The sequence below is a fragment of the Aquaticitalea lipolytica genome (assembly GCF_014641635.1).
In the GTDB taxonomy this organism is placed as follows: Bacteria; Bacteroidota; Bacteroidia; order Flavobacteriales; family Flavobacteriaceae; genus Aquaticitalea; species Aquaticitalea lipolytica.
This window is the reverse complement of record NZ_BMIC01000002.1, coordinates 282080-308798: the sequence shown is the minus strand read 5'-3', so window position 1 is coordinate 308798 and position 26719 is coordinate 282080. Positions and strand designations below refer to the sequence as shown.

Annotated in this window: 26 protein-coding genes; 19 read left to right on the top strand and 7 right to left on the bottom strand. The window is 31.1% G+C overall.

All coding sequences use genetic code 11. The features are described 5' to 3' along the window. Positions 1 to 33 precede the first annotated feature (33 nt). Entirely contained in the window at positions 34 to 864 is an 831-nt protein-coding gene (locus tag IEW41_RS08245; RefSeq protein ID WP_188605868.1) for a CvfB family protein, read from the top strand. 2 nt (positions 865 to 866) lie between these two features. Here IEW41_RS08245 and IEW41_RS08240 read toward each other — a convergent pair whose 3' ends face one another. Next, positions 867 to 1289, bottom strand: a complete 423-nt coding sequence (locus tag IEW41_RS08240; protein ID WP_188605867.1) for a hypothetical protein — start codon at positions 1287 to 1289, stop codon at positions 867 to 869. Between the two features lie 168 nt (positions 1290 to 1457). Here IEW41_RS08240 and IEW41_RS08235 point away from each other — a divergent pair, with 168 nt between their 5' ends. The 5 genes from IEW41_RS08235 (at position 1458) to IEW41_RS08215 (ending at position 5272) form a co-directional block, all read left to right on the top strand. Beyond that, on the top strand, positions 1458 to 2297 hold the full coding sequence (locus IEW41_RS08235) for a 1,4-dihydroxy-2-naphthoyl-CoA synthase (protein ID WP_188605866.1): 840 nt from the start codon (positions 1458 to 1460) through the stop codon (positions 2295 to 2297). A gap of 16 nt (positions 2298 to 2313) precedes the next feature. Continuing rightward, a complete protein-coding gene (menA, locus tag IEW41_RS08230) occupies positions 2314 to 3219 on the top strand; it encodes a 1,4-dihydroxy-2-naphthoate octaprenyltransferase (RefSeq protein ID WP_308419848.1) in 906 nt (301 codons plus the stop codon). A gap of 175 nt (positions 3220 to 3394) precedes the next feature. Continuing rightward, positions 3395 to 4072: a metal-dependent hydrolase gene (locus IEW41_RS08225; RefSeq protein WP_188605865.1), complete on the top strand. Its 678-nt coding sequence runs from the start codon at positions 3395 to 3397 to the stop codon at positions 4070 to 4072. Between the two features lie 69 nt (positions 4073 to 4141). Next, complete coding sequence (locus IEW41_RS08220; protein WP_188605864.1) at positions 4142 to 4693, top strand: hypothetical protein; 552 nt, start codon at positions 4142 to 4144, stop codon at positions 4691 to 4693. Positions 4694 to 4825: 132 nt separating this feature from the next. Beyond that, complete coding sequence (locus tag IEW41_RS08215; RefSeq protein ID WP_188605863.1) at positions 4826 to 5272, top strand: hypothetical protein; 447 nt, start codon at positions 4826 to 4828, stop codon at positions 5270 to 5272. 95 nt (positions 5273 to 5367) lie between these two features. Here IEW41_RS08215 and IEW41_RS08210 read toward each other — a convergent pair whose 3' ends face one another. Beyond that, entirely contained in the window at positions 5368 to 6159 is a 792-nt protein-coding gene (locus IEW41_RS08210) for an SDR family oxidoreductase (protein WP_188605862.1), read from the bottom strand. 5 nt (positions 6160 to 6164) lie between these two features. Beyond that, entirely contained in the window at positions 6165 to 7091 is a 927-nt protein-coding gene (locus tag IEW41_RS08205) for a sterol desaturase family protein (RefSeq protein WP_188605861.1), read from the bottom strand. A 117-nt stretch (positions 7092 to 7208) separates the two neighbouring features. Here IEW41_RS08205 and IEW41_RS08200 point away from each other — a divergent pair, with 117 nt between their 5' ends. Both IEW41_RS08200 and IEW41_RS08195 read left to right on the top strand, forming a co-directional pair. Continuing rightward, positions 7209 to 8243, top strand: coding sequence for an o-succinylbenzoate synthase (locus IEW41_RS08200; RefSeq protein WP_188605996.1), 1035 nt, complete (start codon positions 7209 to 7211; stop codon positions 8241 to 8243). A 9-nt stretch (positions 8244 to 8252) separates the two neighbouring features. Further along, the gene (locus tag IEW41_RS08195) at positions 8253 to 9236 is read left to right on the top strand and encodes a CPBP family intramembrane glutamic endopeptidase (protein WP_188605860.1); all 984 of its coding nucleotides are present in this window, start codon (positions 8253 to 8255) and stop codon (positions 9234 to 9236) included. A gap of 19 nt (positions 9237 to 9255) precedes the next feature. Here IEW41_RS08195 and IEW41_RS08190 read toward each other — a convergent pair whose 3' ends face one another. Next, on the bottom strand, positions 9256 to 11187 hold the full coding sequence (locus IEW41_RS08190; RefSeq protein ID WP_188605859.1) for a DUF3858 domain-containing protein: 1932 nt from the start codon (positions 11185 to 11187) through the stop codon (positions 9256 to 9258). Continuing rightward, on the bottom strand, positions 11187 to 13070 hold the full coding sequence (locus tag IEW41_RS08185) for a DUF3857 domain-containing protein (RefSeq protein WP_188605858.1): 1884 nt from the start codon (positions 13068 to 13070) through the stop codon (positions 11187 to 11189). The genes IEW41_RS08190 and IEW41_RS08185 overlap by 1 nt, the downstream gene beginning before the upstream one ends. Positions 13071 to 13172: 102 nt before the next feature. Here IEW41_RS08185 and IEW41_RS08180 point away from each other — a divergent pair, with 102 nt between their 5' ends. Beyond that, positions 13173 to 14231 carry an AMP-binding protein gene (locus IEW41_RS08180; RefSeq protein ID WP_188605857.1) on the top strand — a complete coding sequence of 353 codons (1059 nt, stop codon included), beginning with the start codon at positions 13173 to 13175 and terminating at the stop codon, positions 14229 to 14231. A 6-nt stretch (positions 14232 to 14237) separates the two neighbouring features. Here IEW41_RS08180 and IEW41_RS08175 read toward each other — a convergent pair whose 3' ends face one another. Further along, complete coding sequence (locus IEW41_RS08175; protein ID WP_188605856.1) at positions 14238 to 14660, bottom strand: DoxX family protein; 423 nt, start codon at positions 14658 to 14660, stop codon at positions 14238 to 14240. A 53-nt stretch (positions 14661 to 14713) separates the two neighbouring features. Further along, complete coding sequence (locus IEW41_RS08170; protein WP_188605855.1) at positions 14714 to 16342, bottom strand: acyl-CoA carboxylase subunit beta; 1629 nt, start codon at positions 16340 to 16342, stop codon at positions 14714 to 14716. A gap of 145 nt (positions 16343 to 16487) precedes the next feature. Here IEW41_RS08170 and IEW41_RS08165 point away from each other — a divergent pair, with 145 nt between their 5' ends. The 10 genes from IEW41_RS08165 (at position 16488) to IEW41_RS08120 (ending at position 26711) form a co-directional block, all read left to right on the top strand. Then, on the top strand, positions 16488 to 17018 hold the full coding sequence (locus IEW41_RS08165) for an NADPH-dependent FMN reductase (RefSeq protein WP_188605854.1): 531 nt from the start codon (positions 16488 to 16490) through the stop codon (positions 17016 to 17018). 2 nt (positions 17019 to 17020) lie between these two features. After that, a complete protein-coding gene (locus IEW41_RS08160; protein ID WP_188605853.1) occupies positions 17021 to 17302 on the top strand; it encodes a GNAT family N-acetyltransferase in 282 nt (93 codons plus the stop codon). A 10-nt stretch (positions 17303 to 17312) separates the two neighbouring features. After that, positions 17313 to 17750, top strand: a complete 438-nt coding sequence (locus IEW41_RS08155) for a MarR family winged helix-turn-helix transcriptional regulator (protein ID WP_188605852.1) — start codon at positions 17313 to 17315, stop codon at positions 17748 to 17750. Positions 17751 to 17766: 16 nt separating this feature from the next. Beyond that, a complete protein-coding gene (locus IEW41_RS08150) occupies positions 17767 to 18486 on the top strand; it encodes a pirin family protein (RefSeq protein WP_188605851.1) in 720 nt (239 codons plus the stop codon). 100 nt (positions 18487 to 18586) lie between these two features. Beyond that, positions 18587 to 18769 (top strand): CAL67264 family membrane protein, encoded by a 183-nt coding sequence (locus tag IEW41_RS08145; RefSeq protein ID WP_188605850.1) that lies wholly within the window; start codon positions 18587 to 18589, stop codon positions 18767 to 18769. Position 18770: 1 nt separating this feature from the next. Further along, on the top strand, positions 18771 to 20459 hold the full coding sequence (gene ettA, locus IEW41_RS08140; protein WP_188605849.1) for an energy-dependent translational throttle protein EttA: 1689 nt from the start codon (positions 18771 to 18773) through the stop codon (positions 20457 to 20459). 564 nt (positions 20460 to 21023) lie between these two features. Further along, complete coding sequence (locus IEW41_RS08135) at positions 21024 to 22370, top strand: coiled-coil domain-containing protein (RefSeq protein ID WP_188605848.1); 1347 nt, start codon at positions 21024 to 21026, stop codon at positions 22368 to 22370. Positions 22371 to 22441: 71 nt separating this feature from the next. Continuing rightward, on the top strand, positions 22442 to 23503 hold the full coding sequence (locus IEW41_RS08130) for a hypothetical protein (protein WP_188605847.1): 1062 nt from the start codon (positions 22442 to 22444) through the stop codon (positions 23501 to 23503). Positions 23504 to 23505: 2 nt separating this feature from the next. After that, on the top strand, positions 23506 to 25476 hold the full coding sequence (locus IEW41_RS08125; RefSeq protein WP_188605846.1) for an AAA family ATPase: 1971 nt from the start codon (positions 23506 to 23508) through the stop codon (positions 25474 to 25476). Further along, positions 25476 to 26711, top strand: coding sequence for a DUF6638 family protein (locus IEW41_RS08120; protein ID WP_188605845.1), 1236 nt, complete (start codon positions 25476 to 25478; stop codon positions 26709 to 26711). The genes IEW41_RS08125 and IEW41_RS08120 overlap by 1 nt, the downstream gene beginning before the upstream one ends. Positions 26712 to 26719 lie beyond the last annotated feature (8 nt).

The following is a 26719-nucleotide window of genomic DNA, read 5'->3' as shown; positions in this document are numbered from 1 at the left end:
ATTCAAAAACACTAATATCACTACCTTTGCAGCATGATAAAAATAGGAGATTACAATACACTCGAAATTATTAGAGAAACTGAGCAAGGTTTATACCTTGCAGATGAAGAAGGTAATGAAGTATTATTACCAAATAGATATATTCCAGAAGCCTTCAAGATTTGGGAAAAACTTGAAGTGTTTGTTTATTTAGATAATGAAGAACGACCTGTTGCTGTAACAGATAAACCTCATATAAAAGTTGGTGAATTTGCTGTATTAAGATGTAGCCAAGTATCAGATTATGGTGCTTTTTTAGATTGGGGACTTTTAAAAGAGTTATTCTGCCCATTTAAAGAGCAAGCCTTTAAAATGAAGCGAGGAGGTTGGTATTTGGTGTATTGCTATGTTGATGAAAAAACAGGACGATTAGCTGCATCTAGTAAAACCAATCATTTTTTAAGTAATAAAGAATTAACTGTTCAGCAGTTTGATGAGGTAGATATTATTGTGTCACACCCTTCAGATATTGGTATGAATGTTATTGTTAATAATATACATTCAGGATTAATTTTTAAAGATGATATTTTTCAAGATTTAAGTATTGGAGACCGATTAAAAGGAATCGTAAAAAAAGTGCGTCCAGATAATAAACTAGATATTTCTTTAGGACAAATAGGTTATCGTAATATAGAGCCTAATGCAGATGCAATAATGCACGAACTTGAAGATAATGGAGGTTATTTAAACTTAACTGATAAGTCAGACCCAGAGACTATTAAAGAAGTTTTACAAATGAGTAAAAAGAACTTTAAAAAAGCAGTAGGTACTTTATACAAACAGCGTTTAATTGAAATTAAAGACGATGGTATTTATTTGGTTTAGTTTTAATGCTTAATTGATCTATTGTTTGAGTAATCTTTAATCCAATAATAAGCATCTTCAATAGTATCAAAAGCTTTGTATGGCTTATCTACACAAAACATGCTTTCAATTTCGGTATTTATTCTATCAAACTCACTATAACAAACTATACAAAAGGCAGTTAAGTTATTTAGAGCTTTGTTGAATTTTGAAAAATCTAGTGGATAAACAGAAAATTTATCAATCCTATTGCATATATAACCAAAAGATTTGTCTTTATAAAAATCTAAAATTAAGTCAATGTGTTCTCGAGAAGCTTGGTAATCAATATGTACACCTTCATTAAATTCTACAACCAAAACATCTTCAAAAAAATAAATAAAACCTAACTCGGTTTTATTTTTTTTAATGACAAGATCTGCAATTTTTGACTCTATTACTTTCATTGTGTTTTTTAGTAAAAAAGGATAATTTCTTATTTAATATACTATTTTTCTTTCAATTTGGACTTTTTCTTTGAATTTTTCTTATTAAAAGCTTTTGTTTTTAAAGAATAATAGTGTTTTTAATACTAATTCGAAAAGATGTATTTTTACACTGTTAAATAATTACCAATGAGTGAAATTAAATGGGTCACAGCAAAAACTTATGAAGACATTACATACAAAAAGTGTAATGGAGTTGCAAGAATTGCTTTTAACAGACCAAATGTGCGTAATGCGTTTAGACCAAAAACAACTAAAGAACTTTATGATGCTTTTTATGATGCTAGTGAAGATGTAAATATTGGTGTTGTATTACTTTCGGCTGAAGGACCATCAACAAAAGATGGAATTTGGAGCTTTTGTAGTGGTGGAGATCAAAAAGCACGTGGTCATCAAGGCTATGTAGGAGAAGATGGTTATCATCGTTTAAACATTTTAGAAGTACAAAGGCTTATACGTTTTATGCCAAAAGCTGTTATTGCAGTAGTTCCTGGTTGGGCAGTTGGTGGTGGACATAGTTTGCATGTAGTTTGCGATTTAACACTAGCAAGCAAAGAACACGCTATTTTTAAACAGACAGATGCTGATGTTACAAGTTTTGATGGTGGTTATGGTTCAGCATATTTAGCAAAAATGGTTGGACAAAAAAAGGCCAGAGAAATCTTTTTCTTAGGCAGAAATTATTCAGCGCAAGATGCATTTGAGATGGGAATGGTAAATGCTGTTATTCCTCATGACGAACTAGAAGCTACTGCTTATGAGTGGGCTCAAGAAATATTAGCAAAATCGCCTACGTCTATAAAAATGTTAAAATTCGCTATGAATTTAACCGACGATGGTATGGTTGGTCAGCAAGTTTTTGCTGGTGAAGCTACCAGATTGGCATACATGACAGACGAAGCAATTGAAGGTAGAAATGCGTTTTTAGAAAAACGTAAACCAAATTTTGTAAAAAAATGGATTCCTTAACGACTCGTTAATAGTTATGATTAAAGACATAAAACCTTGGCTTTCTGCCTTTCGTTTAAGAACTCTACCATTATCAGTATCTGGAATCATTTTAGGAAGCTGTTTTGCTTTTTATAATGGATTTTTTAATTGGATAGTTTTTTTACTAGCCATTTTAACAACCATTGCGCTCCAAATCTTATCTAACCTTGCTAACGATTTAGGCGATAGTGAAAAAGGAACAGACAACGAACATAGAGTAGGACCAGAACGTGCTGTACAAAGCGGAAAGATTACTTCAGATCAAATGTTTGAGGCAGTAAAAATGAACATTATTATTGTTATTATTCTAGCCTTTTTGCTTGTTTATTGTGCATTTGGAGTACGACATTTTCTTTATGCAGTTCTGTTTTTAGCTTTAGCAGGAATCTCAATTTACTCTGCAGTAAGTTATACTATGGGAAACTCCGCTTATGGTTATAAAGGATTAGGCGACCTTTTTGTATTAATTTTCTTTGGCTTTGTTAGTGTTGTGGGTACTTATTTTTTGCATACAATGCAGCTCGATCATGTATTAGTACTACCAGCTTTAACTTTAGGTTTATTAAGTGTAGGTGTTTTAAATCTTAATAACATGAGAGATATAGACTCTGATAAAATGTCTAACAAAATGACATTAGCAGTAAAAATGGGCAAAAAAGGTGCTAAAATTTATCATGTTATACTAATTGCTGGTGCTATTATTATATCATTGATATTTTCAATATTGTATTACACCTCATTATGGAACTTTTTGTTTTTAGTAACATACATTCCATTAATACTACATATAAAGCATATCATAAAAGCAAAACAACCAAACGATTTTGATTCGCAATTAAAAGTATTAGCACTTACTACTTTTGTATTTTCACTGCTTTTAGGGATTGGTTATATTTTGTAAAAATTATCATAAATGTTTGCAAATCAAATAATTAATAGTTATATTTAAACTATAATTTTTCAGCCAACACTTCTTGCTATCACGTTGGCATTAAAATTTGGGGCTTGAAAACTCAGACAAATTTTCTTAATTCTGTCTGAGTTTTTTTGTATTTTCATTTTCTAAAATTAATCCAATGAAAATAACATTTTACGGTCACGCAAGTTTAGGAATTAAAGTAGATGATGTTAATATACTTGTCGATCCTTTTATCTCTGGTAATCCTAAAGCTTCACATATAGATATACATACTATAAAAGCAGATTATATTTTACTTACACATGCACACCAAGATCATATACTAGATGTTAAAGCTATTGCAAAACGCACCAATGCAGTTATTGTTTCTAATTATGAAATTGTGTCTCATTTTGAAAAACTTGGTTTAGAAGGTCATCCAATGAACCTTGGAGGTTCGTGGGATTTTGAGTTTGGTAATGTAAAGTATGTAAATGCCATACACACATCGTCATTTCCTGATGGTAGCTATGGAGGACAACCAGGTGGTTTTGTAATAGAAGGCGAACATAAAAACATTTATATAGCTGGAGATACAGCTTTAACTATGGATATGAAACTTATACCATTACAGATAAAGCTAGATTTAGCCATTTTACCTATTGGAGATAATTTTACAATGGGAATTGATGATGCTATATTGGCAAGCGATTTTGTACAATGCGATAAAGTGTTAGGCTACCATTTTGATACTTTTGGATATATAGAAATTGACCACGAAGAAGCTAAACGCAAGTTTTTTGATAAAAACAAAGATTTAATGCTGTTGGAAATTGGTGATAGTATAGAATTATAATTTAACTTCGCTTATAGTATGATGCAGATTGTTATGCTTTTATATGTTATTTAGTTAGGAAAAACGGATATGAGATACACTTTAATATTTTTTCTTTTAATGACAAGTTCGAGTTATGCTCAACAAAAGGAAATTAAAACTGATAATGAAATTTCTTTGGAACTGTGTGATGAGTTCTCAAAACACTATTCTAAAAGGAATAGTTATCAAATTAACCGAATGATTTATATTAAAACCATTCAAATTAAACTCGTGAATTACGATACTGAAAGAGAAGAAAGTATTTCAAGAAAACTTCACGAATTATGCCCTTCATTTTTAGAATATTCAACTGTTGGAAGTAAACTAAAAGCTAAAAGCAAAGGACGACAAGATGCTTTTAAACTATGGGATATTTATATAATGAGTGAAAACGATATTCCTTGGACTGAAAATGAAAAAAAACAATTTCTAGACATTTGTAATTATGCTCTATCTAAAAAGAAGAATAGCGAAAAATTATGTGAATGTACTATTGAGAAAATTTCTGAACGATTAAGCGCCGAATTTTTTCTTGGATTATCTACGAACGAACAAGGATATTTAGGAGGACAAGTTGGATATGTTTATTGCTCGGAATAAAACAACTGCACCTAACAATGTATAATAGTAATACTATATTATTGAGAGTATAATTGTAATTTTACTTTACTTACTGTTTGATATTGAGTATTTAAACGATTGCATTTCATAAAGTTGGTATCAATCAGAAAAATGAAAACTAAGATAATTCCATTAATAACTTTAATTTTATTTACTTCTTGCTTTAAAGAACGTAAAATAGGACAACTAAAAGTTAACGGAATTGAAAATGTGTTTGTGAATATCTATCAAGAAGATGAGTTCGATTTTGTAACCGCTTTAAAATATGAAATAGTTGATTCTGAAAAAAATCTGGTTTTAGTAAAATCTCAATTAGTTGGAACAGAAGATGACATTACGAATTTAAATGATTTTAAAGCTAGTTCATTTGACAGTATTATGTATTTGACCTGGGGAAATGAAAATGAAATTTACGCTGTATATGATTTGAAATCTGGAAAAGGATATCCAAAAAGTAAACTAAATGAAGATTGGAAATTGAAATTTCAAAATGCAGATAATTTAGTAAATGAATTGAAAAAAAATAATCCGAATTTAATTGCTAATTGGAATAAATAACTGGCGACAATATCATTTATAGTTCATTGCTATTTCTCACTTACTTACAAAAACCCTTTATTAAATAAGTTGCTTAAACATCCACACAAACAGTTTTACCTCACAGTACTTTTCAGTACATACCAATGTAAAAACTTTGGGAAGAAACGCTTGAGGGATATACCTAACACTTCTTTTCTGCCAATATAAGCTTCAAATTTTTGTTTTTGTATAGCTGTTATCATTTTTTTTGCAAACACATTAACAGGCAATCCGTTTTGGGTAGCAGTATCTTGAGTGTTTTGTTTTGTTCCGTCGCCAACTAATGCATTTTTAGCAACATCTGTATTTACAAATCCAGGGCAAATAAGAGTCACTTTTATGTTGTCTTTATCATGCTCCATGCGTAAAGCATCAAAAAAACCATGTAGTGCATGTTTGGCACCACAATAACCAGAACGATATGGTGACGAAAATTTTCCCATTAAACTAGTAACCGTTACAAATTGCCCAGATTTACGTTCTACAAAATGTGGTAACACAGCTTTAGTTAGTGCAACTGTACCTAAATAATCTATTTCCATTAGTTTTTTATCGACACTTATATCAGTATCAATAACCAAAGAACGTTGGCTAATACCTCCATTATTAATTAAAATGTCAATATGTCCAAAGCATTTTTTGGCATCATCAGTAACTACAAACATATTACCATAGTTAGCCAAATCGAAAGGTAAAATAGCAACATGATCTGGAGTTTTGCATTGTTGTTTTACCTCTTGTAAAGCATGTTCTCGTCTTGCAGACAATATAAGTTTACAATCGTGTTTAGAAAGTTCTAACGCTAATGCTTTACCAATACCACTGGAAGCTCCTGTTATCCAAATTACTTTATTATTGAATGACATATTAATTAATTTTTAGTATTTACTGAAGACTGCGACTGAATACTGCTAACTTTTTTCTTCCATTCTTCACGTAAATCGTCGCTTATTTTTCCTGTGCCATCGTGTCTCCAACCTGGTGGCTTTATAAGGTATAACAATCGGTTTTTTAAAGATTTTTTACCAGAAAACACATCTAAAATCATATAGTACCATTCAATAAAAGCAACTTTTACAGGATTGTAAGTGTTTATATTTTTTACCAAACCATATACTACTTTTTCATCTTTAAGTTCTGGCTGAAAGGTTCCAAACCATTTATCCCAAATAATTAAAATTCCTGCATGATTTCTATCTAAATACAACGGATTACTACCATGATGTACTCTATGGTGAGAAGGTGTGTTCATTATGGCTTCAAACCATTTAGGCATTTTATCAATAGCTTCAGTATGTATCCAGAATTGATATAATAAACTCACCGACATTTGTAGTAAAATCATAGCTGGATGAAATCCTAAAAGAGGTAACCACAACCAAAAAATAAAAGTGTAAAAGCCTCCAGACCATGTTTGGCGCAATGCTGTACTTAAATTATAGTGTTGTGACGAATGATGTACAACATGCGAAGCCCAAAACAAGCGCGATTGATGTGAGATACGATGAAACCAATAGTATGAAAAATCATCAGCAAAAAACAACAGAATAAAACTCCACCAAGCTATTGGTATTGTAAACAATCTGAAGTTGTTATAAATCCAATAAAAGAATAAAAGGACTAATGCTTTACTAATTATACCCAAAAACACATTGCCTAAACCCATAGCTATAGATGTAAAAGCATCTTTAGGCTCATAAGTTTTAATTTCCCTTTTTTTAGTAATATAAAGTTCTAACAACATCGATAGAATAAAAAAAGGAATTGCAAAGTGAATAAGATTTGGGAATTGTGGCATAAACAATGATTTTTTGAAGTTTAAAAATACAAAATTATCTAATTGTAAGCTTGAGCGCAGTCGAAACCTTTTTACATAGATAAATTGCAAAATTATTTAAGTATTTTTGGTGCTTGTATGAAAGCAACTTACCATAAGTATATATTAGAATTTAAGCAACCTAGCGGAACATCTCGTGGTGTATTAAAAACCAAAGAAACATGGTTAATTGTTATATCACAAAATGGCAAAAAAGGCATTGGCGAATGTGGTATTTTACGAGGTTTAAGTGCAGATGATAAGCCTGATTATGAAGATAGGTTACGTTGGACTTGTGATAATATAGAATTAGGTTTAGAAGCATTGTTAGAAAAACTTATTGAATTTCCTAGTATTCAGTTTGGATTAGAAATGGCTTTTAAATCTTTAGAAAGTAACAATGCATTTGAATTATTTCCTTCAAAGTTCACAAAAGGAAACGATAGCATTGCCATAAACGGATTAATTTGGATGGGGAGTGAAGCATTTATGAAACAGCAAATAAAAGACAAGATAGAAAGCGGTTTTAAGTGCATAAAAATGAAGATTGGAGCTATCGATTTTAATACCGAAATTACTTTGCTAAAATCAATACGTAAAACATTTACCTCTAAAGATATTGAGTTGCGTGTTGATGCTAATGGAGCATTTAAACCATTTGATGCGTTAGAGAAGCTAAAAACACTATCAGATTTAGACTTACATTCTATAGAACAGCCAATAAAAGCAGGTCAGGAGCAAGAGATGGCAAGACTATGTGAAGCTACACCATTACCTATTGCTTTAGATGAAGAGTTAATAGGTGTGTTTTCTGTAACAGATAAAGAAAAACTACTACAAACCATAAATCCGCAATACATTATTTTAAAGCCAAGTTTTGTTGGTGGTTTTGCTGGCTCTCAACACTGGATAGATATTGCAAATAGCAATAAAACAGGTTGGTGGATTACTAGTGCTTTAGAAAGTAATGTAGGATTAAATGCTATTTCGCAATGGACGTATACATTGCAAAACACAATGTATCAAGGACTTGGAACAGGAGGCTTGTTTACAAACAATTTTGAGAGTCCATTACAAGTAAAAAATGGTAAATTGCATTATAATAACGAACTTAATTGGAATTTTAATTTATAATATTTTAGTATGTATATAGCTCAAGCTTATAACGTTTTGCATGATTGGTGGCGCTACATTGTTGGTGTATTAATTTCGATAGTTGGAATTTTTGTGTTTTCGATGCCTCATCTTATAGGTATAACAGTAAAAACTTTAGATGGAACTGTTGATCAAAGTAAGTTAGAAGATACAAATTATTTAATGACCTTATTTGAACCAAACGTAAATTTAGTGTTCATTTTATTGCCTTTTGCTGGAGGACTCATTTTTTTATTAGGCGCAGCAAAACTACTACACAAGCAAAGCTTTACATCGTTAACTACATCTAGACCTAAAATAGATTGGAAACGTTTTTGGTTTTCGTTTTTATTTTGGGGAATTGTATCATCTAGTATGGTGTTATTAGATTATTACTTGTCGCCAGAAGATTATGTATTTAACTTTAATCTGGTTCCTTTTTTAATACTATGTGTTATTGCTATTGCTTTAGTACCACTACAAACAAGTTTTGAAGAGTATTTATTTAGAGGTTACTTAATGCAAGGAATAGGAACATTTACCAAAACAAAATGGATTCCGTTGTTGATAACATCTTTTGTTTTTGGAATGCTTCATATAGCTAATCCTGAAGTTGAAAAACTAGGCTACATTATTATGGTGTATTACATTGGTACTGGATTGTTTTTAGGTATAATGACACTTATGGACGAAGGTTTAGAACTAGCACTTGGTTTTCATGCTGCTAATAATTTGTTTACTGCATTATTGGTTACTGCAGATTGGACAGCTTTCCAAACACATTCGGTATTAAAAGATATGTCAGACCCAAAAGCAGCTGAATTTTTAGATATTTTTATGCCTGTTTTTGTTATTTTCCCAATACTGCTTTTCATTTTTGCAAAGAAGTATAATTGGACTAATTGGAAAGAAAAATTATTTGGTAGAGTAGAACAGCCACCAAAAGAAGATTATAAAATACTTGAAGATATAAACGAAATAGGCACTAATTAAAGTGCCTATTTTTTTGTTTTTATTTAGTCTTAAAGACTATTGATGCTTTATTAAAATCGGAAGCAGCATTAATAACACTTCTAAATTCTTCATATCTATTTAAATCATATTCATTAGATTTATAAAACTCCTGAATAGTAATTATAAGCTTATTGCCTTCTAATTTGTAACTAGATTCAAACTTGCAAATTTTCTCACCTGTAGAGTTAGATTTGTAGCTTTTATCAATATTTAAACTGTTTAAACCTTCAACAGTATATCCATCAGGAATATTAACTGTAATTGTATAGTCATACTGATTTGGGTATGTCATTTCAATTGGATTTACACGTTCAGTTTCTTGGTATAACTCACTTTGCGTACCAATAACTTTTCCAATTTGAAATAAATAACTATCTCCAGCATCTTCAATAATAGACTCAGAACTAATAGTGCTTTTTGTAATAAAAGGTTTGTTGTATTCAGTTTGATTCATATCGCCATTTTCAACCTCATAGCTTTCAATAACTTTATCTTCAATTCCTGAGCCTGTTAAGTAGTCTTTAAATTCTTTTATTCCTTGATCTGACGATAAGCTTAAAACAGCTCTGTTGGTTATAGACCAATGTCCTGTATACTCTTGGTGTTGTTTTAGCGTTGCGCTTTCAAAATCATCATTAAAAGTAATATCTGTATTTCTTTTTATGGTGCTAAAATTTGGATCTGACTGCACAATTTTACTAAAATAGTAGCCAAATTCTTCATTTATAAATAAACCATAATTTCCTAAAATATTAAAAGGAGCTTCGCCAACTCTGTATTCAACTCTGTCTGGTGAAATATATTTATCTTCAGACGGAATATAAATTAAGAAATCACGAAGCATATTTGGGATAAAGAAATCTGGATCAAATTTATAAGTAAATCTATTTGCGGTAATTACCAACTCGTAAGCTACATCTAATGTTTTAAAATAGTTTGCATACACTTTTAAGATTCCAAAATCACTAGATGATCTATTTTTAAGCACATAGTCTAAATCTGATAACTCTTCATTATTGTTTTTAACAACAGTGAAATTTGATTTCACAAAGTTATCTACCAAAACTATTTTCTGATAGGTAGTTAAATCTTTCTGTCCTTTTGTAATAGTTTGAATATCTGCATCAACTTTTGGATTGACAGTCTCTGGAATAATTTTATTACCAACGTTAGTAACTACATTGTTCCAAAACATTTCTTGAGTAATATTTTGCCCTTTTGGAAAGCATTGGTAAACAACAGCAATTTTATTGGCATCTGGAGTTGCATATTCTTCTTCAATCATTGCTGGAATATTTTTTATTTCTAACAATTTTGAAGCTTTTCCGTCTGTTGTAACGCTTTCAAATTTTGAAGCAGTTCTATACGCTTTAATTTCAGAGTTTAAATCTCCAGTAATGTATAAAAACTGTGCAGTTTTAATCTTGTAATTGCTTTGTAATGTTTCGCTACCAAATAAGTCAGCATTTTTTTCAACAGTATAAAGTACTTCTATTTCAGAGTTTTTCTCAACACCTTCAATAGCAAAGATTTTAAAATCACCATACTCCTCAACATTTTTTACTTCCTTAATATTGTCTTTGTTAAGTAAAGTAATTTTTCCTTTAGAGTTTATGGTTCTGGCTTTAATATCAATTACATTTTTTACATCATACATAGGAATATAAACTGTATTATGTTGTCCAATGCCTTTTTCGTCGTTAACACGAGTAATAGTATGAAAGGTTTCGTAAGCTTTTAAATCTGATGTTAATGCAGCTGTTGTGTACTCTACAATATTCTTCTTTAAAATACCAATTGAGTGCTCTTTTTGTTCATCTGCAGTAATAGTGTGTAGTTTTGGCTTTTCGCTCCAATCGTACGATTTGTAGTATTGTGAAAAGCAATTTGTACTTGCAATAAGTAGGACGAATAAAATCTGTTTTGTCATTATTTTTGTTCTAGTATTATACTTTTTTTATAGGCTTTTATTAGGCTTTTTATAAACTCGTTCCAAGATTCAAAATCTTGTTTTTTTACGCTTAACGTATTTACAAAAATGTTTTTGTGTTGTATTATGGTATTGTCTTTTTGAGTGTAAGTTATTTTATAGCCATAATTTTCATTCTCAAACGATAAATCTTCAGGAATAAAACTTGCTGTATATCCTTCTGGAATAGTTAATATTGTTACATAATTTTTTGTGTAGGTATGATCAATTTTTTTATCATACTTTTTGTCTTCAATATCTACTTTACTTTTTGATAATACTCTGTCAATATCTAAATTTATATAAAGTTTTGTTCCAACTTTTTTTACATAATTATCTATCGTTAGATTGTAAGCTAACTCTAAAGGGTTTCTCTTATTATCAAAATTCTGTTTAGTAATGTTATTATAGCTTGTTTTGTTATTTCCAAGAGCAAGTGTAGTGTTTAAAAACTCTTCTTCAGTTTTAGTTGCCTTTTTATATAAATAGTCAGTAATAAACTCAACTTTTTCGTAACCAGAAAGCAATCGTTTTTCAGTAACTATAAACATATCATCTTTAATATGTATTGCTGTATTAACATCAGTAACACTCTGTTCGGCTTTTTGAACAGGAACTGTTATAAGCTTAAATGTAGTACTGTTAATACCTAAAAGGGCTTCTTTGGTTTGTGTAAAAGCACTTGGCATACCAAAAGGCACATAACTATCTGTACCATCTAAAAAAATGGTTTCACCATCTATAATTGCAGTAGTAATCATGTGATTATCTACCATAGGTGTTGGAACTTGTGAGTAAGTATAAGGCCTATCTCTTGTACCAATCCATGTTCTATATGCTTCAATACCAACATGGTTTAGCATTTCGTAGAGTAAGTTTGCCATGTCTTTACAATCACCATAGCGTTTATCACAAACACTTGCTGCTCCTCTAGGAATAAAACCTCCTAAACCATCTTCGAAGGCAACATAGTTTATATTATTTTGTACCCAATGAAAAATTGCTTCAGCTTTTTCACGTTTAGTAGGAAGCGATTTTGTAATATCATTGGCAATTTTATACACCTTTTGAAGATCATTTGTGTCTATTTGGTCTACTAAAGATGCATACCATTTGTATAAGTCGTTAACATCGTTTAAAACATTATAACGCTCGCCTTTATATTCGTAACTTTTTATATACACTATAATATGTGGAACAAAATATAAAACAGACTCACCATCATCTTCACTTTGGTAACCTTTTGTGTTGTTCGCTGTCCATGTGTAAGTTGTAATATCTTTAGAAGTTTCTTGTTTAAAATCGACTGAAATATCTTTAGTATTAAAATCGATATAACCTATTGATATATTACTAGGAAACTCAATAGATAACTGAGCACTTTTTGTAGGTACATAAGTTCCAAAACGGAATAAGCCTAAAAAGTGAGGGTCCTTGATAACCTCTTTATAATTTAAATTAGTAATAGCGCCTTTAGTAACAGCAGGAAAAGTAAAAATTTTAGACTCTTGGTCGCTATAAAATATTCCATTATCAAACTCGCGCTTGGTTTCAATATAATCTACTTTAATATTTTTATTACTACTAGGTAAATAGGTGTAAGCATCAATATCTTCAATAGAAGTAAAGCTATCAAAACTCATGCTTTCATTAGCAAAATATAACTTATTAGCACTTAAATATTCAGCTTGTTCAGAAACAAGTTTAGTGATTTCAAAACTTTGTTTTACTAGACCTATTTTAATATGTTCGTGACGTTTTAGATATATAAAATCTTCATTTGAAAAATCCTGAGAATATCCCAAGAAAGATACTAGCAGAAAAAGGACTAAGAGGTATCGCATATAATTTAGGTTTATAATCAAATATATAGATATTTATTTTTAATAATTACTAAAGAACCTTTAAAAATATTATAATATTGCATATCTAATATTATACCAAACATGATTCCTTCTTTTGATAAAATCCATTTAAAATTTAAACTTAATGGCAATAATTACGATTTTAACGAATTAAAAGAGGTCGCCTATAGTCTTATAAAGGAAGGTGAATCATATGAAAAAATTGTAGGTAAGTTTTTGCTAGATTGGCTTGATGAGAAGGATTATATTCTTGTAAAAACTTCAGGTTCTACAGGAAGACCTAAGACTATTAGATTAAGTAAGCAAGCAATGGTGAACTCATCTATTGCAACGGGAAATTACCTAAAACTTACACCAGGAAAAACAGCATTACATTGTTTGCCAACTAATTTTATTGCTGGAAAAATGATGTTGGTAAGAGCAATGATATTAGGGTTGGAAATGGATTTGGTAGAACCAACATCGCAACCAATTTTCGATTACGATAAGGTGTACCATTTTTGTGCAATGTTACCAATGCAACTAGAATCTACAATGGGTTATTTACATAATGTTAGAAATATTATTGTTGGTGGTTCGTCTGTATCAACACATTTAATTGAGCTAACACAAACGCTCAAAACAAAAGTGTTTGCTACATACGGAATGACAGAAACGGCTACGCATATTGCTTTAAAACCTTTAAATAATCAAGCGCAAGAACCATATTTTAAAACACTTCCAGGAGTATCTATCTCGCAAGACGAAAGAGGGTGTTTGGTTGTAAATGCTCCTGAAGTTTCAAAAAAGATAGTAGTTACTAACGATATAGTAAAGCTGCATTCTGATACCGAATTTGAATGGTTAGGACGTATTGACAATGTAATAAATTCAGGTGGAATTAAATTGTTTCCTGAGCAAATTGAAGAAAAACTAAAAGGAAAAATAAAACAACAGTTTTTTGTGGCTTCATTACCAGATACCAAGCTTAGCGAAAAACTTATTTTGGTTTTAGAGAGCGAATCAAACTTCCTTGAAACTTCCGTTTTTGAAGGGTTGAATAAATTTGAAATCCCAAAAGCAATATATTCAGTTGCTAAATTCATAATGACTTCCAACGGAAAAATTAAGCGTACAGAAACCCTAAAATTGATAAAATAGCCCTAATTACTGTTGCATTTTAAAGTAATAATCTGCTGAATGTTTTCCTGAGCCATAAAACAAAAAGAAAACACAAATTAGTAATGTTACTGCTGCAGTTGTAAAATTATAAGCGTGCATTTCTCCAAAAACATTTATCATAACAGCACCAATTAATATGGGAAGCTGAGAGATTATTGCCCAACGTGTTAGTAAACCAAAAGCAATTAAAATCCCACCTATAAAATGAGCTGGTAATACATAATGTAGCCAAATCATTCCTCCAGGTATATTTTTAATAGGTTCAAAAAGTTCAATGAGTGAATTCATGTTATTCATAAAGAAAATACCTTTAATGAATAAAAAAACACCTAATGCAATTCTTAAAAGATCAAGAGGTAAATACGTATGAGCATTTGCCCATTTGTTGAGTGATTTTATTGTTCCCATGATTAAAAGTGTTGAATTTCAACCATTAAGATACAAAAAAAAGTGATTAAAAGTTAAACTTGTAAGATGCCTAAATTAAATTTCTTTTCAATAGGAGCGTGGTCAGCAGCTTCAATTCCCATACTAATCCATGTTCTTGTATCTAAAGGATCTATAATAGCATCTGTCCAAATTCGAGCAGCAGCATAGTAAGGAGATACTTGTGCATCGTAACGATCTTTTATTTTATTAAAAAGTTCTTCTTCTTTTTCTTTAGTAATAGTTTCACCTTTCTTTTTAAGTGAAGCTGTTTCAATTTGTAATAATACTTTAGCAGCACTATTACCACTCATTACTGCAAGTTCGGCACTTGGCCAAGCTACGATAAGCCTTGGGTCGTAAGCTTTACCACACATTGCATAATTTCCAGCGCCATAGCTATTTCCAATTACAATAGTAAATTTTGGTACAACAGAATTACTTACAGCATTTACCATTTTGGCTCCATCTTTAATAATTCCACCATGTTCACTTTTACTACCAACCATAAAACCAGTAACATCTTGTAAAAATACTAACGGAATTTTTTTCTGATTACAATTGGCAATAAATCGGGTAGCTTTATCAGCACTATCATTATATATAACACCACCAAATTGCATTTCGCCTTTTGTAGTTTTTACTAGCTGACGTTGGTTTGCAACGATACCAACTGCCCAACCATCAATTCTGGCGTATGCTGTAATTATTGTTTTACCATAACCTGCTTTATATTCATCAAATTCAGAGTTGTCAACTAAACGTTTAATAATTTCATACATATCGTATTGATCAGTACGACTTCTTGGAATAATTCCATAAATATCTTGAGGGTCTTCTTTTGGTTTTACAGATTTAACTCTGTTAAAACCAGCTTTATCATAATCACCAATTTTATCTATAATGTTCTTAATAGTGTCTAAAGCATCTTTATCGTCTTTAGCTTTATAATCAGTAACACCACTAATTTCACAATGTGTTGTTGCTCCACCAAGAGTTTCGTTGTCAATCGTTTCGCCAATAGCAGCTTTCACTAAATAGCTTCCAGCTAGAAAAATACTTCCAGTTTTATCAACAATTAAAGCTTCATCACTCATAATTGGTAAATAAGCTCCACCAGCAACACAGCTTCCCATAACTGCTGCTATTTGAGTAATTCCCATGCTACTCATTATAGCGTTATTACGAAAAATGCGACCAAAATGCTCTTTATCAGGAAAAATTTCATCTTGCATTGGTAAATACACACCAGCACTATCTACCAAATATATTATTGGTAATCTATTTTCTATGGCTATTTCTTGAGCTCGTAAATTCTTTTTTCCAGTTATAGGAAACCAAGCACCAGCTTTTACTGTTGCATCATTTGCTACGACCATGCATTGTTTTCCTTTAACATAACCTATCTTTACAACAACACCTCCAGAAGGACAGCCACCATGAGATTCGTACATGCCTTCGCCTGCAAAACCACCTATTTCAATGCTTTCCGATTTTGAATCTAATAAATAATCTATACGCTCTCTGGCAGTCATTTTACCTTTTGCATGATGTTTATCTATACTTTTTTGTCCGCCACCAAGCTTAACTTTGGCAAAACGTCTTTTTAAGTCGGATAATAGTAATTTATTGTGATCTTCGTTTTTATTGAAGTTTAAGTCCATATTCAAAAATTATTTGCCACGAATTTACGAAACAAGTTGATGTTTAAAAAGTGAATACTTTGTTAAAATAAATAACATGGAAATATATTCCTTGGAATATAAAAATATTTATTATATATTTGCCATGGAAAATAAATTAAACAGAATGAAAAAAATTATAGCATTTGCAGGTAGCAATAGTAAAAAATCAATAAATAAGCAGTTAGTCACTTATGCGTCTGAACTTGCAGAAAATGTAGAAGTAGAAGTGTTAGACTTAAATGATTTTGATGTACCATTATTTAGTGTCGATTTAGAATCTGAAATGGGTCATCCAGAAAATGCTAAACGATTAGTCGATAAGATAAAACAAGTTGATGGTGTTATGGTTTCTTTAGCTGAACATAATGGAGCTTATGCAGCTGTTTTCAAAAATATTTTTGATTGGATGTCTAGAATAGAGCAAAAAACATTTCAAGATAAACCAATGCTATTAATGGCAACGTCGCCTGGAGGTAGAGGAGGAGCTTCTGTTATAGCAATAGCAAAAGATAGGTTTCCAAGGCATAATGCAAACATTGTTGCTGAGTTTTCTTTGCCAATGTTTAACACAAACTTTTCTGAAGGGAAAATTATTGATAAGGAACTTAATAATGAATTAAAAAATAGAGTTGAACAATTTAAAAACGCTTTATGATTATGAATATTAAACAAGAAGATAATGGTAAAAAAGGAAAGTTTTTTGTTGAGTTAGATGGTAAACAAGAAGCTGAAATGACATACACTTATGCTGGTAGTGATAAAATAATAATTGATCATACAGAAGTAAGCGAAAAATTAAAAGGGCAAGGCGTAGGCTATAAATTAGTTGAAGCAGCTGTAGAGTTTATGCGAGATAAAGGGTTGAAAGTTATTCCACTTTGTCCTTTTGCAGCAGCAGTTTTTAAAAAGAAACACGAATATTCAGACAGATTAGCTTAAACTATAAAAAATGGGAGATATTTCTAAAGATGTAAATTCAAAATTTGCAAACAATAAGGTTAAAGCATTAATCAATATCCTATATACAGCAAATTGGATTACAAGTTATCAAAACACTTTTTTTAAACCGTATGGCATTTCGCCACAACAATATAATATTTTAAGAATTTTGAGAGGTGCTAATAAAGCTTTAAAAGTTCAAACTATTAAAGAAAGAATGATAGATAGAGCACCAAATGCAACTCGGTTAATGGATAAATTATGCGCCAAAGATTTAATTGAACGTATACCATGTCCAGATGATAGACGTGTAGTACATATAGAAATAACAACTAAAGGAAGAAAATTATTGGATGACATAGCTGATAATTTTAATGAAGATTTATTAAAAAACATAACAGAAAATGAAGCAGCACAACTAAGTGACTTGCTTGATAAATTAAGATAAAGAAAGGATTTATAAAATGAAAACAATAGTGCATAAAGCAGATAGCAGAGGATTTGCTAATCATGGTTGGCTACAAGCTAATCACTCTTTTAGTTTTGCGAATTATTTTAACCAAGAAAAAATGCAATTTGGTGCATTAAGAGTGTTAAATGATGATATAATAGCACCAAAAATGGGATTTGGAACTCATCCACATAATAATATGGAGATTATTACAATTCCATTAAGTGGAAGTTTAAAACATCGTGATTCAATGCATAATGAGTGGCAAACAATCGAAGCAGGAGAAGTACAAATAATGTCAGCAGGTAAAGGTTTACAGCATTCTGAGATTAATGGTTCTGATAAAGCTTACTTGAGCTTGTTTCAAATTTGGGTAATACCAAATAAAACAGATGTTGTGCCACGTTATGGTCAAAAATACTATAATGCAGATGACCGAAAAAATAAACTTCAAACATTAGTAACATCAATAGATGAAAATCATGAAGGGAGTTTAAAAATTCATCAAGACGCAATAATATCAAGAATAGATTTGGATAAGGATAAATCTTTCGATTATAAACTTAAAAGTAATAGTCATGGTGTATATGTAATGAATATTCATGGAACTGTAACTGTTGAAACCAATGAACTACAAACTCGTGATGCAATAGGTGTTTCACAAACAGATAATTTTAAAATCTCAGCAAATGAAGATTCAGAATTATTATTAATAGAAGTTCCAATGATATAACCAAAAAATCATTATAATTTGATAAATTAAGCATCTGTAAAAGATGCTTTTTTTATTAAAAAACACGATATTTGCTCTTCCAATAAAATAACTAATTAATATGGCAATGAATAAAAATACTGTGTTGGCTTGGGCTACCACAATTATGATTTTAGTAGGATTAGGATTAATGGCTCTTGGAGCATTTAGGTATGATGATGTAGCTGGATGGGGTTTTGCAGCTGTTGGCTTAGGTTTTTTTGCAATAGCTTGGGTTTTTAACGCATTAAAAGGTAGAGTATAATATGAGTGACGATAAAAAAGTGATTTTTTCAATGTCTGGTCTAACCAAGACATTTAAAGGAGCAGACACACCTGTTTTAAAAAATATATATTTAAGTTTCTTCTATGGAGCCAAAATAGGTATTCTAGGTCTTAATGGTTCTGGTAAATCTACATTACTTAAAATAATAGCTGGAGTAGATAAAAATTACCAAGGAGACGTTACATTTTTGCAAGATTATTCAGTAGGTTATCTTGAACAAGAGCCACAATTAGATGAAAGCAAAACCGTAATGGAAGTTGTTCGAGAAGGTGCTGCAGAAACTGTAGCTATTCTTGATGAATACAATAAAATAAACGATATGTTTGGCTTAGAAGAGGTTTATAGCAATCCAGAAAAAATGGAAAAGCTAATGAATCGTCAAGCCGAATTACAAGATAAGATTGATGCTTCAGATGCTTGGGAACTTGATACTAAGCTCGAAATTGCTATGGATGCATTACGTACTCCTGATGGCGACAAAAAAATAGAAGTACTTTCTGGAGGTGAACGTCGTCGAGTAGCATTATGCAGATTACTTTTACAAGAGCCTGATGTATTATTGTTAGATGAGCCAACAAACCATTTAGATGCAGAATCTGTACATTGGTTAGAGCAACATTTAGCACAATATAAAGGAACAGTTATCGCAGTAACGCATGATAGATACTTTTTAGATAATGTTGCTGGTTGGATTTTAGAACTTGATAGAGGTGAAGGTATTCCTTGGAAAGGAAATTACTCTTCTTGGCTAGATCAGAAATCTAAGCGTATGGCTCAAGAAAGTAAGGTTGCATCTAAAAGACAAAAAACATTAGAGCGTGAGTTAGAATGGGTTCGTCAAGGCGCAAAAGGACGTCAGACGAAACAAAAAGCACGTTTGAATAATTACGATAAATTAATGAGTCAAGATCAAAAACAACTTGACGAAAAACTTGAAATTTACATCCCTAATGGACCACGTTTAGGAACAAATGTTATCGAAGCTATTGGTGTAAGTAAAGGTTATGATGACAAGTTGTTATATGACAATTTAAACTTTAATCTTCCACAAGCAGGAATTGTTGGTGTTATTGGTCCTAATGGAGCTGGTAAAACCACTATTTTTAGAATGATAATGGGAGAAGAAACCTCAGATAAAGGAGAATTTAAAGTTGGAGATACAGCAAAAATCGCTTATGTAGATCAAAAGCACTCTAATATAGATCCTGAAAAATCAATTTGGCAAAACTTTAGTGATGAGCAAGAGTTAGTTTTAATGGGAGGAAAACAAGTAAACTCTCGTGCTTATTTAAGTCGATTTAATTTTTCGGGAAGCGAGCAAAACAAGAAGGTTAAGTTGTTATCTGGAGGTGAGCGAAACCGCTTGCATTTAGCAATGACTCTTAAAGAAGAAGGTAACGTATTACTTTTAGATGAGCCAACTAACGACTTAGATGTTAATACATTAAGAGCTTTAGAAGAAGGTCTTGAAAATTTTGCAGGATGTGCAGTTGTTATTAGCCACGACAGATGGTTTTTAGACAGAATTTGTACACACATTCTAGCTTTTGAAGGGAACTCTGAGGTATATTTCTTCGAAGGTAGTTTTAGTGACTATGAAGAAAACAGAAAAAAACGTTTAGGTGATGTAGCTCCAAAACGTATTAAATACAAAAAACTAGTTAGATAATAACAGTCAATAAAAAAGCCAGCAATTATGCTGGCTTTTTTATTATATAAATTAATATTATTTATTATCGTATAAATGTCCTTCAGTAAAATCTTTATAACTTTCATCAACATCAAACTTAAAAGCATCACTATCTAAAAGACGTTTGTTTTCAGCTTTTAATTTGTACATTTTTATAATTGCAAGAACAATAAAAAATAAGAAGACTGCAGCGGTAATTATTAGGACAATAGTAAGCTGCATTGTGCTGACTACGAGGTTTAGGTTAATTAAATTAAGCATAACTTAAGTATTTAAAAGATTTGGTTTGGAAATCAAATATACAATATTATTTGAATTGGTAACTATTTCATAATAAAATTGTTGTACTTTTTTTACTATGAGTTATTAACATTAATCATGTAATCAGCTCACAATAAAATACTTTGTGTTTTGTTTGTTGTAACATTTTGGTAACATATTATACCAATAAATTAAGCAGTAATAATTTTAAAACTAATATTTTTTTAACGAAATTGCTACTTATTAAAAATTTGTTCAACGCAATTAAATACACTACGCACTATGTCTGATGATTTTGATTTATTAGAAACCAATTCTAACGAAAAAACAGGAAAAGTAGATGTCAATTGGGGAAAAGCCATTGATACTATGAAATCTAAACTAGCACAAGAAGATGACCCTGAGGTTCGTCAAAAAATATTAAATGCAACGTTAGATGATGTTGTAGGTATGGCTGAAAAAGATAGAACTACACTTCTTGATGCCATAAAAGATTTAACAGATTACCAAGATGAAGTTGGAATTATATTTGAAAAATTCTCTTCATTAAATGCTAACGAACAAAAAGTTATTGATGACGCTCAAAAAGCATTAGAACGTGCAAAAATTGAATTAGAAGATGCACAAAACAAACCAGACACTTGGTGGAATAACCTTTGGGGAAGAAAAAGCAAAATTAAAAAAGCAGAGCAAGATTTAGTTGAAGCTGAGAAGATACGTGCTGCTGCTGATAATAAAGCAAAAGCAATGTTTCAAGAGCGTATTGAAACTGCAGATGTGCAAACACTTTTAAGTGAATTATCATTCAAATCGCAAGCAGCAGTAACACGATTAAAAAATCGTGAAGTTGAGATTAAAGAAGTAGAAGATAAGTTACAGGATGCTATAGTTGAAGCAACAAAAAATCACACTAAAGCACTTGAAAAAAAGAAGGAAGTAGAAGCAAAGCTTGAAGAAAATTATGCGCTACTTAAACAAGCACGTCAAGAGTTAGAAGAAATTGTTGATAAGCAATCAGCCGATTATGCACAAGCTATAGGTAAAGTAACAACATTAGAGCAAAAAGTTGAAGAGTTAGAAGGACTTAAAAATGCTTATACAACATTGGCAGCAAGTAAAGATAGCTTTGTGCATAAGCACAACTTAACTATAAAAGTATTAACATCATTACGTAGTAATTTACAAACTCATCGCGCAAAATTAAAGTCAGACACTGAAGAACGCCTTAAATATTATGATGGTTATGTAGTTGCTTTAAAAGCACGAACAGATCAAGAGTTTGCTGCAATTTTAGAGCATTTAGGTGTTAAAACAGATGAGCATATTGGAGAAACTTTAGCAGCAATGCATACTGCAAGTGCAAAAGCACGTCAGGAAATGATGGACAATATTCCAGTTCATGAAAAAGTAATGCAAGGCGTTTATAGTAGTTATGCTGAAGCATTACAAGAAATTCGTATTAAAGATGCTGATATACAAAAGAATTTTGCTGAACGCTATGGGATAGACATGAAAGAAATTTTTGAAGACTATTATAAAGCTGAAGCTAATAAACCTTCGGGTGACGATGCAGGCAAACCATCAGGTACTCCTAAACCAGAAGCTGGAGCAGACGATTTGTTATCATAAATATTTTTAGCGCTTCTTCATGAAGCGCTTCTTTTCTAAACTAATATTAAACATTTCATTTTTAATAAAAAATGTCAATCAATCATATTGTAATACCATTAGATTCAGCAGTTCTAGACTCAAAAGAGCAATACGTATTTTACCATAAAATGGTAGACTTTGCTTTGAAAGAGTTAATAGTTAGTGCACAGCAAAATCAAATATGTACTCAAAAAGAGATTGTGTTTTTTAAGCAATACTGTGATTTGTTATTATATTCAATAGAGGCAATGCGTGTTAAATATATGTATGATGCTGAGGATAATATGAAAGTCGATTTAACCGACTCTGGATTTCCTAATTATTTAGAATTTAGGTATTTGTTTAACGACTTATCACTTCGCGACAATTACATTAATAAACTTAAAGATGTTAATGAGTTACAAGACGAATTCCTTGATCAAATTTTACGCAAAAAAGAGCCAGTAAGTAAATACAAATTGTTTCAAGCAGCATCAATAGTATATTATACTTCTGTTGAACAAAAATTTATTTTCAATCGTTTTGTACAAGGTAAAATTATAGAAGTACCAAAAGGAATGTCTTCACAGTATATGACCAGCTGGAGCTTTTATGATGTTGCTAATAATAGGCCTTATGTTTGTTTCATGTACTTTGATTATGAAGGTAAATATATTGACAGTTATAAAGATGAAATTTATGAAGTTTTAAAGAACAATGCTGATAGAGATATGAGTCTAGATACTATGGCTTATGGTATTGACAGAAAATTACCTGATGTAAAACCAAAGCATATAAAACGTATCGATTTAGGACCATTTCATAATGTATTTGCCAAAGATGAAAACGAAATAACACATTCAATTTTAGAGAGTATTGCCAAAAAAGAAATTCCATTAGAGTCTTACGCTTTATCTCTTAAAGTTGACGAAGTTTTTTCTGGAAGTGAATTTACTGAAGGAGGCTATTTTTCAAAACAAACATTACAAAAATGGAGTGATACTGTTAATCAAAATTATGTATTTGCGCCACACCGAATTATTCAATTATTATATAGTAAAACACCAGAAATTATGAATAAACTAGCAAAGCCACCTATTCAAATTTCTGAATTAAAAATTGATAACATATAAACATGGAACACAACTCAACCTTTCCTATAAAACAGTCTGAACTCGATATGCTTCGTGATGAAGCTACATCGTATCTTAAAAGTGTGCAATGGGAACAAGGGCAACGTGCTAAAAATAAAGATAAAGATGCTAAAGATGAATCTATCTTATTGTATTTGTCTCGCGCAAATAATGGAACAAACACATCAGAAATTACATCTGTCTCTAAAACTATTTTAGAGCTTAAAAAACGATTGTTGCCAGAATCTATTGCAATTCCTGTATTGTTAAATCAAACACTTTTTGCAGTACAAGAAGGGATTACTTTAGGTATTTGGATTAAAGATAGTTATTATGATGCGTCAGGTTTATCGAGTCTTAATGAGCGTAAATCTACTTTAGACGATTCAGGAAAACGAGAGTATGAAAGTAAAATGCATACGTCAACAGCATTTATGTTGTTCTCAACGGCTTATAATATTCTTCATAACCTTAAAAATGTAGCTTCAGACGATTTAAGTGTGATGAAGCAAAAGTTTGCTGGCATACCAGAAGTATCTTTTATGTCGCCTCTAAAAGGGATTGCTTGTATGTTGTTTTATTATGACAAGTATTTGAGCCATCCAGATATTATTAAAAGTGATAAAGATGTAGCAGATTTTACTGTGGTGTATTTTGAAGCTTTAATCGCTGAAATTCAAATGCGAAAAAGCTCATTAGAATATCAAGAAACAATATTAGACAGGACTTATAAACTCGAAAAATCAGAGTTTGCAATTTCTGGTTGGAATAATGTGTTTGCAGGAGCAGCAAAGAGTGTTGAGTTTAATAAAATAAGATTTGAACAAATAGTTGGTAACAGAGATGCAAAGCATTTTGCACGTCGTTTAACCGAACGTTTGTTGAGTTATGATTTTACAGCCAAAAAGAATCCATTTCAAGAGCTTGGTGGCTTTATGCCAGTGTTTATGGGTTATGGAATTCCAGGAACAGGTAAAAGTATGTTAATTGCTGCCATAGCAACAAGACTTAAAGAACATTGTGATACATTAGAAATACCTTTCTTGTTTCATCCAATGCCTGATACTTTAATTAGTACTTTTCAAGGTGGTTCTGCAGAAAAAATGGTGGAGTGGATGAAGCCTTTACAAGATCCTTCAAAATTAATTTTCGCACCTATTGATGATGCTGAGAATAATTTGCAAGAACGTACCGCTCAAGGAGTTTCTGCAGGTGTTAAAGAGGTTATTGGAGTGTTTTTAAGATATACTGAAGGCGCTTATGCAGTTAATTATGGTAACAGTTCTATTGGGCTTTTTACAAACCTTCCAGAAATGTTAGATAAAGCAGTAATTTCTCGTGTGCAAGGTCGATTTAAAATTGATGGAGCTCGAACAGAACATGATTTTTTAGATCAAGATCATTTATGGTGGCGAAAGTTGGACGATACTATGCCAGATTTTGTTAATATGAAAAACCCAGACAATTATCAATATCTACAAGATCAAGGTTTGGCAAAAAACATGGGAGAAATCCTTAATAAAGTTGATAAGCCTTCCGAAGAACGTGTACATGCTATTTATGATAAAGTAGAGAAGCAATTTAAAACTAGCGAACACTTGTTTTATGCTAATTTGTATAAAGACATGCAAAAGGTGTTTCCATTCTTTTCATCACGTGATGTAAGGAATATTCAATCTGCCATTTCGTTGCGTTTAACAGATTTTGATTTAGAGCAAAGCTGGTTTGAAAACCCAGAAGTCTACTTTAAGAAAGATTATCAAACTAAGTTTAATATGCTTCAAGAATTGATGCGAGCTAATATGAAAGGTTTAGATTTTTCTGAAATTAGACGACAAGAAGTAGTAAGATATATCGATAACGTGGCTACTATTGCAGATACTGACTTTAAACGAAAAGTAGACGCTCGAGTTGACCAATTGCATATAGAAACTGAAGCTAGAGAGAAGTTTGATAAAGAATATGATGATTAATGCAAAAACTTAAAGCAGCAAATTTATATAGAAGCGAACTTATTCCTATAAGCGGAAAGCTTGTTGAGCGTTATAATCAATGCTTAACTAAGTTAGGATTTACACCTACTAAGCTTACTAATTTTTCTATTGACGGAATTGGCTGGAGCCCTGAAATTGCCGAAGAAAAAAAAGAGGTTTATTATTTGAATAATGGAGATGCCAATCCGCATGGCATCATTATTTCGCCTTTACAAAAAGGAAAACCTGTATATAACCCGTTTCATACATTTGATAGAGACATGATGCAACATGTTTTTAGAACACATGGTGATAAGATAAACGATATTACTCGCGATTGTGCTATCTGTATTGATTTTGATCAGCATATCGATGCATTTTATGAACCCTTAGATGTTTTAAAATATAATGATGTTGTAATTAGATTTCATTTAATAAACGATTTAGATAAAATACAAAAACAACAACTACAATTAGTTGAGAAATTTAAAGTAGAGCATAATTTTATAGATGAAGACTTACATGAGCAATTATTAGCTTCAGCTAAAGCACATGGCGATTTACGTAATCGTGATTTAAATTTACATGAACTTCATTTTACAACCGACTCATTTTATACTAAAGCATTCAACGGAGTTTATGTGTTAAGAGATTTTATTACTCCAATTGTAGTTTTTGAAGACGAAAAATGGTATAAAGAAGCAATAAAAGATACAATACATGAAGTTATAATTTTTCATATGTCACAGCCAGAACTTATGGAAAAACTTCGTGACCATGTTATTATTGAGTACGATTTAGAAGAAGTTGTAAAAACCAAACTATATGAACGTATTAAAAAGTTTATGTTATCACAGTGTTTAAAAGACACACAACATCCAATTAAAGACATTTTGAATGATAATGTATTGTTTAAAAGTTACCTCAATAAATTAGATATAGACACTCGTAAAAAGGTGATGAGTGTTGAGTTGTATCTTGAGAAATTAGAAGTTAGTAATCAATATAAAATAGCAGATATTGTTGATGTAAAACTGTTTAATGCTTTGCATGAGCCACATTCGTCACTAGATGCAAAACACCAGGATTTAATTTGGAAATTGCTCGTTAATATTTCTCCAATGGATGTGTTGTTTTTGTATTGGTATGATAAAGAGCAGTTTTATGTGACTTATAATACTTGGGATGAATCACTTAAAGACTGGGTAATTGAAGTTATAAGTAACAATATTTGAGAATTTTA